Consider the following 3,739-nt stretch of genomic DNA (forward strand, 5'->3'; position numbering starts at 1 on the left):
GGTCGGGGTCCACATCGCCACGATGTTGTCGTGGATCTCGTCATCGGTCGACAACTCGACAAGGGTGACCGAGCCGTCGCCCCAGTCGCCCTTGGGCTGGATCCAGGCCGAGGCGCGCTTTTCGTAGAACACGCCGTCATCCTGGTATTCGTCGAAGCTGCGCTCGCGCTGCATCAGGCCGAAGCCCTTGACGCCGGGGGTGTAGAAGCTGTTGGCCATGGTGCGCGGCGGGTTATTGAGCGGACGCCAGATGCGCTCGCCGCTGGCGGTGTGGATCTCGAGCCCGTCGCTGTCGTGCACCTCGGGGCGCCAGTCCGGGGCCACGTGGGCGTCGGGCTTGCCGAACCAGTACATCGAGGTGAGCGGCGCGATGCCCAGCCGCTCGACATCGCCGCGCAGGAAGATCTGCGCCTCGACATCCTGCGCCACGCCCTCGTCGCCGCGGGTCGAGGCGATCTTGTAGGCGCCGGTGGCGCGCGGGCTCTCGAGGAGCGCGTAGGCGGTCAGGTCGCCGCCGCCGGCCTGCTCGAGCCAGAACCGGGTGAAGCGCGGGAATTCCTCGGGGCCTTCCGGAATGGCGGTGTCGAGCGCGAGGCCGCACACCGACAGGCCGAACTGCCCGGAATAGCCCGCGGTGCGCCAGTAGGAGGCGCCGAGGAAGGCCATCCAGTCGTCGCCGCCCGGCTGGTCCTGCACCCGGAAGCCCGCGAAGCCCTCGGTGCGGGTCAGGGCGCGGGCGGGGTTGTTATCGGGGATGTCGAAGTAGTCGGTCGAGAACGGAACCTCGCGCGCCATGCCGTTCTCGACGGTGTAGATGTGCACGGGCTCGGGGAAATACTTGCCGGGGAAGAAGAACTGCACCGGCGAGGTGCCCGACTGGTTCCAAAGCGCCCGCTCCTTGCGGAACGAGATCTGGTTGTGTCGGTCGTAGTCGATCTTTTCGAGGATGTCGCCATCGGCGACCTGCATCGGCACGTAACTCTCGTTGGCGAGGGAGCGTGCGACGTCCCGTAGCTGGTCGAAGGAGAACGGCTCGGCGGGCCCGAAACCCGCGGCGTCTTGCGCTGCCGCCTTCTGGGCGCGCGCCACCTCGGGCAGGAGGAAGAAAGCTCCGGCTCCGAGGGCGGAGGCGAGCATGTCTCGTCGGGTCAGGCGAGGGTCGGTCATGTCAGTCCTTCTGTCTTTCATCCGGTTGCGCCTGAATTTGGAGACGCAGCGGAAAAGGGCAAATCCGACAGGCGCCGACCGGCAGAACCGTGCCGATGGAACCGCGGTCTGCCCATGTTCGCGTCAAAGGCGGGGCTGGAGAGGGCGCGGCCTGCTGAAAATTGGGGCAGATGCGGTCTGGAGGGGGGGGCGCACGCGACGCTCCTGCAGCCGGTTTCAGCGGCAGGCGTCGGGAACGTGTCACAATCATTGCGGGAAACGCTGGGCGTCGACGCCAGAGGCTGAAGTGGCGCCTCAGGTTTCATCATCGTTCCGATATAGCTGAATATACAGATACTATCGGTCCTAAATGTGATCGAATAAGTAACATGTGACCGTTGCAAGGGTGACGCTTGGGTCACGTTCGCGAGATTTCAAGCGTTTTGCAGCTAGCCTGAGGGTTGTGTTTTCTTTCGGACTCATTTCCTCCGTATCATCAGTTTTGTGAGCCGCCCGGACAGGGGGCGACTCGTGCTCTGGGACTGGAGAGTATTGGTATGGCTTTGAGTGATCACAGGGTCTTCAGATGCAGGTATTGCGGACATGCACTCCGCTTCGGGGCGCCGGTCTGCGGCTCCTGCTATCAGCCGACGCAGGTGAGCAACCGCGTCTCGACCTGGGTCGTGGCGCTGCTGGTCCTGTTGTTGGGCATATCCTTTATACTTCTGGGGCTGCACGTGTTCTGAAGACCCGTGCGGGTGGGGCTGGCGGCGGCGTCGTCAGACCCACCCCTGGCGCCGGTAGAGCCGGAAGAGACCGTTCATCAGGCGCAGCCGCTTCCTGCGGCCCCCGGTACCGCGCGCGAGGGTTTCGGCGATCACGTCGTTGAGGCTCGCAGCGGAGAGCTTGCGCAGCGAAGAGACGAAATCCTCGCGCCGTTCCGGCAACGACCGGGCGAGATCCTGGTCCCTGGTCGCATCGGTGTAGAGCTTGTCCGCCAGCCGCTCGATCGCTGCCTCGTCGCCCGATTTCAGGGTGAAGGGCATGATGCTGCCGTGGAAAGGCAGATCCACCGGGATCAGCCGCAGCCCGGGCACGCGGCGCAACCGCTGGGCCTCGGCCACGTCCATGCCGTAGCCCGAGGAATAGTAGACCGTGGTGAGCGCGGTGCGGCCCCGGATGAAATCCTGGATATTGCCGAAGCGCCGGAAGTCCTTGGCGAGATGGGCGCGGCCCTTGCCCTCGAGCCGGTCGTGCGAGATCCGGTAGCTCGGCAGCTCGTCGAGCACCGGGTTGTGCGGGAAGAGCATGGTCTGCGGGCTGAAGGCGATGCACTGCACCGCCATGTCGCGCTGCACCTCCTGCGCGATCGAGGACCACAGCAGAGCGCCCGAGCCGCCCTTGGACGAGCCGATGAAGAGCAGGCGCAGGTAGCCGCGGGCCCGCGCAAAGGTGACGATGGCGTTCACGTTCCGGTAGGGGGCGTTGGTGTAGAACGACAGGAAGCGGTCGGCCAGATGCAGGCTGCTCTGGGCGAAGGGGTATTTCATCAGCACCAGTCGGGGTGTCGGCGCCAGGACGACGAGCAGCGTGTCGGACCCGCGCGGGATGTAGTCGAGCTCGTACTGGGCAGAGACCTCGGCTCGAAGATCCGGCAAATGCGCGTTGGACATAAAATTTCCGTTTACAATTCTTTAGGTGCGAAAAGGAGCGGGCCTGGGGGACGTGTTCCCAGACTGCGCAGGTCGGCGGGGATTGGCAAGCTGATGCTCACGTACGCGCGGTGCCGCGCGGCGAAGCGCCGGCACGGATAGCCTCTGTGGGCGCGCGCGGCGTCACTCCATGGCGAGGATCATGTTGCGCACCACCGGGTAGATCTCGTTCTCCCAGCGGCGGCCGTTGAAGACGCCATAATGGCCGACGTTGGCCTGCAGGTGGTGGCGCTTGAGATGCGGGCGCAGGGTCGAGCAGAGGTCATGCGCCGCCGTGGTCTGGCCCATCCCGCAGATGTCGTCGCGCCCGCCCTCGACGGTCAGCAGCGCGGTGTTGCGGATCTTCGAGGGGTCGACCTTGCGGCCACGATAGGTGAAGTCGCCGGTGGCGAGCTCGGCCTTCTGGAACACCCGCTCGATGGTCTCGATGTAGAATTCCTCGGTCAGGTCGAGCACCGCGAAATACTCGTCGTAGAATTCCTTGATGCGCTTCGCGTCATCTTGCTCTCCCGCGGCGAGATGGTCGTAGAGCTTGCGATGCTGTGCCTGGTGGCGCTCCATGTTCATCGACATGAAGGCGGTGAGCTGCACGAAGCCCGGGTAGACCTTGCGTCCGGCACCGTCGTAGCGGAACGGCACCGTCGAGATCACGTTGCGCTTGAACCACGACAGCGGCTTCTCGTTGGCGAGATCGTTCACCGTGGTCGGGCTCTCGCGCACGTCCACGGGGCCGGCCATCAGCGTCATGGTGCGCGGCGTCGCGGGATTGCGGTCCTCGGACATCACCGCCACTGCGGCCAGGGTCTGCACGCAGGGCTGGCAGACCGCGAGCACGTGGCCGCCGGGCCCGATCTCTTCGAGGAAGCGGATGACGTAGGCGA

General features: G+C 65.3%; 3 protein-coding genes. All 3 read right to left on the minus strand.

The window, feature by feature from the left end; translation table 11 throughout:
* A partial coding sequence (locus HC022_RS21045; RefSeq protein ID WP_254885208.1) for a glucan biosynthesis protein occupies positions 1-1,167 on the minus strand: 1,167 nt, incomplete at its 3' end.
* Positions 1,168-1,925: 758 nt separating this feature from the next.
* Positions 1,926-2,819: a hypothetical protein gene (locus HC022_RS21050; RefSeq protein ID WP_167453724.1), complete on the minus strand. Its 894-nt coding sequence runs from the start codon at positions 2,817-2,819 to the stop codon at positions 1,926-1,928.
* A gap of 162 nt (positions 2,820-2,981) precedes the next feature.
* Positions 2,982-3,739: polyhydroxyalkanoate depolymerase (phaZ, locus tag HC022_RS21055; RefSeq protein ID WP_167453725.1), on the minus strand; the 758-nt coding region annotated here is incomplete at its 5' end.

This window comes from Salipiger sp. HF18, assembly GCF_011806505.1.
GTDB lineage: Bacteria > Pseudomonadota > Alphaproteobacteria > Rhodobacterales > Rhodobacteraceae > Salipiger > Salipiger thiooxidans.